The 5,700-nt window shown below is 34.2% G+C and carries 4 protein-coding genes; 1 reads left to right on the top strand and 3 read right to left on the bottom strand.

Translation table 11 applies throughout. From position 1 onward, the window contains the following. Positions 1 to 163 precede the first annotated feature (163 nt). The 3 genes from ACP6PK_RS19625 to ACP6PK_RS19615 form a co-directional block, all read right to left on the bottom strand. Positions 164 to 673 (bottom strand): MogA/MoaB family molybdenum cofactor biosynthesis protein, encoded by a 510-nt coding sequence (locus tag ACP6PK_RS19625; RefSeq protein WP_094674133.1) that lies wholly within the window; start codon positions 671 to 673, stop codon positions 164 to 166. Between the two features lie 316 nt (positions 674 to 989). After that, positions 990 to 1,325, bottom strand: coding sequence for a photosystem II reaction center protein Psb28 (gene psb28, locus ACP6PK_RS19620; RefSeq protein ID WP_094674131.1), 336 nt, complete (start codon positions 1,323 to 1,325; stop codon positions 990 to 992). Between the two features lie 169 nt (positions 1,326 to 1,494). Continuing rightward, positions 1,495 to 2,514, bottom strand: a complete 1,020-nt coding sequence (locus tag ACP6PK_RS19615) for a M48 family metalloprotease (RefSeq protein WP_426561903.1) — start codon at positions 2,512 to 2,514, stop codon at positions 1,495 to 1,497. A 1,456-nt stretch (positions 2,515 to 3,970) separates the two neighbouring features. Between ACP6PK_RS19615 and ACP6PK_RS19610 the strand changes: the two genes are divergently transcribed. Next, positions 3,971 to 5,008: an ABC transporter ATP-binding protein gene (locus tag ACP6PK_RS19610; protein ID WP_426561901.1), complete on the top strand. Its 1,038-nt coding sequence runs from the start codon at positions 3,971 to 3,973 to the stop codon at positions 5,006 to 5,008. Positions 5,009 to 5,700: the final 692 nt, after the last annotated feature.

The raw sequence follows: 5,700 nt of genomic DNA, 5'->3' as shown, positions 1-5,700 counted from the left end.
GGGTTTGGAGACCAAACCCCTACCCAACTTGGAGTTTTTGCCTCTTTTAGAATCTTATTATCCAAAGTAAGAGGATTTGATATTATCCAAATCAACCTGGTTTCTGGGTTACTGTGCGTAAGTATTATTTGGTTTACTTACGGCGTTGTTATCTCATTTAACTTTAAGTTTTACGAAGTTGCAGAACTAAGTGAACTAATTCTGGTAAGATTAACTTTTCTACAGCTAGCTTGACTGCATTAGTAGAATCTGGAAGTGAAAATACTAATGTATCTTGATAAGTACCAGCAACAGCACGAGAAGCGATCGCCCTCGAACCAATTTCTTGATAACTCAACCAACGAAATAGTTCCCCAAAACCGGGTAAAGTTTTTTCTAATAAATTTTCAATGGCATCATAAGTAGTATCTCTGGGAGCTATTCCTGTTCCACCATTAAAAATTAAAGTATCTATATCCTCTCGCTGACATAGAGATTCTATTTGGGCGACGACTGCCAATTTTTCATCTTTAATAATTAAATATTCTGTTACAGAATGACCAGCACTTTCAAGTATTTTCTGGAGTAACTGACCACTTTTGTCTGTTTCTTTTGTGCGGGTATCACTCACAGTAATGACAGCACAACTAAGAGTAATATTTTGAGGAGTAGGATGAGGAATTTGTCGATCCATTCAAATTAGAGTAGTTTGTTCAACAATTGATAATTTTCATGTCGGCGACTGCCTAAACAATTGATAATTAATAATTACTTCTTCTGTAATAGTAATTATTGGCTAAAAGTAATTTTTTTGATTTTTTTTGCCGTGAATGGAGAGCCTTTATATCTTAATTTTTTGGTAAATAATTAATCTGTTCAACTAAAGATTGTCGAAGCTTCCATTATATTTGGGAGAACTTAACAGTAAATTATTTCTTTTCCGTTTTAGGGAAGTCCACGGAAGTAGCTAGACATCCCCAGGCTCAAAATCTCCTGGCCTGGGGAACCTATCAAGCCTTATTAAATTCTAAACCATACTCTTTAGCATAACGTTCCATAAAACGCATAAAACGCTCCCATTCTTCTAGAGACTTCATAACATGATATCCCTCAAGGAATTTAGGCTCGCCATTGACAAATCTAGCCTTAACTTCGCGACTGGTAATTTGGCCTTCTTCATCAATCAGATACATCCCTGTAATTTCTTCAGTAACATCTTGGCCCAAAGCCTTGGGATTCTCAAAAATCAATGTAGCTGTTCCCTGATTACCACTACGAGAACGAGTTAAACGAACTTCTGGTATAGCCTCTTCATCAACACCTTGAATAAATTGAATTGCAGTCATGAGTATCTTTAGTTAATCCTTAATAAATCGTTAAAGTATTATTATAAGCAGAAAAATGATACCCAAGAACCCTAAGTTCTGGATAATCTATAGGTCTAACGTTTGCTTCCTGTGAAAGAGATTTGCTTTTTATGTCCAGTAGGGAAATTTTAATAGGCCAAAAGTTATGTCAATTGTCAAATAAGCGTTCTACATCATCTACAGAAGAACCACCACGACTAGAATTAAGTCTTAAAGATTTCCTATCTTTAGATAAATCATAAGTCAAAGGTTTAGTTTCAGAAATAATAGCTCTACTTTCTTCTGCTAGAGATATAGCTGGAAACTTAAGCATCAAATCTTTCAGAGCTTCAATACGTTTAGGTATAGTAGGATGAGTAGTATCAAATTCGGCAGTTGGTGTTTGCCCCAAAACTTTCATAGCTCTTAAACAACCTTCTGCTTCAAAACCTGCCTTTGCTGAATATAAATATCCTATTTTATCAGCTTCAAATTCTCTTTTACGGTCTTCTTCAGCAAGAGTTTTTTCTAACTCTTCTTTTTTCTGGGCGACAATTTTATCTATTTTTTCTTGAGATACCTTCGACCTTTGACTACTAACATTACCCAATACAGCACTACCAAATCTTCCTGCTCTTCCGCCAAATATTCTTGCTGCACTACGTCCAATAGAAATACCAGTTGCCTGTGTTTGAGCATTCTGTTTTTTTGCTAAAGCTTCTTGTTGAGCTTCTTGTTCAATTTTTGTGATTAAGGCTGCTTTTTCCACAGGAGTTAAAGCTGTGTGTGTTTCAGTATGATGTGCAATTTCATGGCCAACAAGACAAGCTATTGCAGAAGCATCTCCTACAAGCAGCTCCAAAATACCATTGTATAGAGCAATAAGGTTAATGTTAGTGGCAAAGGCATTAAGATTATACTCTGGAACGATTACGATCTGCCAAGATTTTTCATCAAGTTTATTGGCCCTGGCTATACGGTCAACAATTCGATAAAGTACATAGAGGTCTTTAGGTAGTTCTTCTTTGGCCTGTTGGTATATATTTTTTGGTTGTTCATTGTCAGTTGTTTGTTTTGTTGGGGTAGAATTCTCTGAGGAAATAAAGTTAGCTCTAACTGATAGTTGATTGATAGGTAGGAGAAGTGTAATTGCTGCTAATGTAGTTAGTATAGTTTTGATTTTCAACATGATATAGCAATCCTATTTAAGTTTTAATATTTTGGTGGTATTAAGGAGTTAGCTAGAAGAAGCGTCGGATTGGCGAGGTACAGAATTTTCAAGGTTTTCAGTTCAGATTAACTATTATGAAAATTATCACAACCTATTTAGGATTGCTATATATAAAATTAAAAGTTAAACTAATTTTTTTCTGCTTCAAGCAAGTTGTTATCTGAAGAAATTTCGGTTAAGACAATATTGATCATAAGGTTGAGTTTGGTCTGGAAAAATATACAATAATCTTAGAAAGATTTATTATACTATATTAGTTAAGTGATTATTTTAGTCAAAACTAAATTTGTAGATAGAACAATAGAAAGGCTAGTGTTTAGATATTTTGCACAAGGTGATACTAAAACATCTAGTATAGGTTTATTTTTTCCTAAGTGGTAGAGTTTGAAAAAGTGGAAAATTACTCATAGTTTTGCAGGCTATTTTACCGAATAATTAATAATTAATAGTTAATAATTAATAATTGAAGCGTCAATAATTAATTATTCATTCAAGAATTAAGGTTTGAAGCCTCCCCCCAGAGGGGATGAATCAAAAAAAAATCCTTTTAGCCAATCCCCTTCTTGAAACCTATCCCTTAACCCATAACTCCTGAAAGAATTGTGGGGAGCAGGGGAGTAGGGAGCAGGGGAGAAAGGAGAAAGAATCATAGTAGCTAAGTAAAACTACTTGAATTATCAAAAAAAATGTTCTTTTTCATACATTTTTCTCCCGAAAAGGGCAAATCAAGATGTACCTATAATTTATCTATTTTGTCAAGTTTTATATTAAGAAAGATGTGGGTAATGGATAGTTCTTGAAACAAGGGGTAATAATTAATTGTTCATTGCTCAATGTCATTAGCTTTTTTTTATTTGAGATTATACCATTAAAAAAAATACTATTACATTAAATTTTTCTCTTTATAGTAGGGTAAAAGTAGGAAGGGATAGGGGTGTTAAAATTTAATTTTAGATATAATTTAACCTATTTTATATTACGTTCTATTATTTCTACTTTTCCTCTAAATATCTTTTATTATAAGTATTTAGCAATCAGCTATTATAGCAATCGGCGCATTGGTCGTAACAAGTTTTATAATAGTTAAAAAGAGCTGAAAAGCTTCAAAATTACAACTCCTAACTACTCCCAAAATACCACAACCGATCAGAGGATTGCTATAGCTATGAGTTATTAACTCAACTATCACACCGAAGGAGGAATTAGTCTCCACAAAGGAATTAAAACTTATGAATAAAAATATTATCATCAGCTAACTTTAGTAAATTATTACGTTCAAAGTCTGTTTGAGTAGCATTCTGCAGGAAAAGCTGAAAGCTAATAGCTGTTTGCGCAGCATTCCGCAGGAAATGCTTACCTTTTATTAATTTGTATGACCAGTGTAAAGTGATTTTTTTAGGAGCATAAAATCATAATGATTGAAGTTGAGAAGTTAAGCAAAATTTATGGTTCAACCTCAGCATTGAAAGAAGTATCTTTTGCTGTACAACAGGGAGAAATATTGGGATTTTTGGGTCCTAATGGTGCAGGTAAAACTACAACTATGCGAATTTTAGCTGGATATTTACCTGCTACAAGTGGCACGGCTAAAATTGCTGGTTATGATGTACATGAAGATTCTATGGCAGTACGACAATTGATTGGTTATTTGCCAGAAATACCACCATTATATCCAGAAATGACGGTGGAAGGATTCTTATTTTTTGTTACTAGAATTAAACGAGTTCCTGCGGGCGATCGCTCTGCTAGAGTTAGGTTGGCAATGAGAAGATGTGGGTTATTAAATAAGCAGAAAGTTTTAATTAGAAAATTATCGAAAGGGTATAAACAAAGGGTTGGTATTGCTCAAGCTTTGGTACACGATCCACAGGTAATTATATTAGATGAACCGACTGTTGGTCTTGACCCTAGACAAATTATTGAAGTGAGAAATTTAATTAAAAGTTTAGCTGAAGAGCATACAATTATTTTATCTACTCATATTTTGCCGGAAGTTAGTATGACTTGTAATCGAGTGGCGATTATTAATCAGGGTGAAATTGTGGCTACGGGTAGTCCGGAAGAAATGAGTAATAAGTTAGCAAGTGGATGGGGATATGAGGTAGAAATTGAGGGAGAAACTCAGGAGATAGAAACGGGATTAAAGTTATTAGCTGAAGTTCCAGGAATTGAGTCTCTAGAAAAAATTAAGTCAGATAATGAAAGTCGTCTGAGATTACAAATAAAATGTCAACCGGAAATGGAACCAGGAAAAGAAATTTCTAATACTATAGTTACTGCTGGTTTAGGTTTATGTGAACTACGTCGAGTTCGTGCTAGTTTAGAAGATGTTTTCTTAGGTTTAACTACTGGTGAAGTTGCTAAAAATTCTGTCATAAATAAGGAAAAATCTGAGAGAAATATTGAGTTGAAAAAAGATAATAATCAATTACCTGACCCTTGGGAAAATTGAGGCGATCGCTATAAAATCTAAATTATAAATTTAGATTTTATAGACTCAAAACTTTGATACGTTAAGGAAAACTTGTAGTAGACTGACACAGCTAAAACTGTGCGTTAGATTTTTTCCTATAATTCTCGTTATGGCAAGATTTGAGGATTTTTTTCTAATTTACTATTTAAGGTGTGCAGTCGAGTAGAAAAATTTGACGATTCATCTCCTCACTGGTGCTTCAGGAAATGTACTGACTATTGCTCTATACGCAATAGAAGAGAAAATTCACTATTCATCTCCTCACTGGTGCTTCAGAAAATGTGCTGACTATTGCTCTATACGCAATAGAAGAGAAAATTCACTATTCATCGCCTCACTGGTGCTTCAGAAAATGTGCTGACTATTGCTCTATACGCAATAGAAGAGAAAATTCACTATTCATCGCCTTACGGGTGCTTCAGAAAATGTATTAACTATTGCTCTATACGCAATAGAAGAGAAATTTGACGATTCATCGCCTTACGGGTGCTTCAGAAAATGTATTAACTATTGCTCTATACGCAATAGAAGAGAAATTTGACGATTCATCGCCTTACGGGTGCTTCAGAAAATGTATTAACTATTGCTCTATACGCAATAGAAGAGAAATTTGACGATTCATCGCCTTACGGGTGCTTCAGAAAATGTATTAACTATTGCTCTATACGCAA

The organism is Dapis hubbardiae BLCC-M172 (assembly GCF_050016015.1).
In the GTDB taxonomy this organism is placed as follows: Bacteria; Cyanobacteriota; Cyanobacteriia; order Cyanobacteriales; family Microcoleaceae; genus Trichodesmium.
This window is presented reverse-complemented; position numbering and strand designations above follow the sequence as displayed.

Coding starts and splice junctions, on each gene's coding strand:
- ACP6PK_RS19625 (WP_094674133.1), bottom strand. CDS start 673: ATGGATCGACAAATTCCTCATCCTACTCCTCAAAATATTACTCTTAGT.
- psb28 (WP_094674131.1), bottom strand. CDS start 1,325: ATGACTGCAATTCAATTTATTCAAGGTGTTGATGAAGAGGCTATACCA.
- ACP6PK_RS19615 (WP_426561903.1), bottom strand. CDS start 2,514: ATGTTGAAAATCAAAACTATACTAACTACATTAGCAGCAATTACACTT.
- ACP6PK_RS19610 (WP_426561901.1), top strand. CDS start 3,971: ATGATTGAAGTTGAGAAGTTAAGCAAAATTTATGGTTCAACCTCAGCA.